Source organism: Nocardioides cremeus, from assembly GCF_030518195.1.
GTDB lineage: Bacteria > Actinomycetota > Actinomycetes > Propionibacteriales > Nocardioidaceae > Nocardioides > Nocardioides cremeus.
Window position 1 is genome coordinate 1 of the sequence record NZ_JAULSC010000217.1, and the last position, 281, is coordinate 281.

The following is a 281-nucleotide window of genomic DNA, read 5'->3' on the forward strand; positions in this document are numbered from 1 at the left end:
CACCGGCACCTTCTTCATCTTCACCTCATCTTTCTCCTTCTGCGCTCCTCGCCCATCCACGTCCATAGATTCAAACGCCTCCTCTTCCTCCTCACTCTCTATCTCTTCCGCCTCTTTCTTCTTCACTTCCATAACACTCGCTTTCCGTTCGACATCGATGCTCGTAAGCATCGTATACATAGCCCACGTCTCCACCACCCCATCCCCAACCTCCTCTTTGCTACTAGGCGCGACGATCCTGCGGACCATGTCTATGATACCAACCAATTTCGTCGTTCCTT

At 52.0% G+C, this 281-nt stretch carries 1 protein-coding gene; it reads right to left on the reverse strand.

Annotated features, from left to right (window positions below; all coding sequences use genetic code 11):
- Nucleotides 1-249, reverse strand: a 249-nt coding sequence (locus tag QWJ41_RS21055; RefSeq protein ID WP_302710438.1) for a hypothetical protein, incomplete at its 3' end; no start/stop codon positions are given.
- Between the last annotated feature and the right edge of the window lie 32 nt (nucleotides 250-281).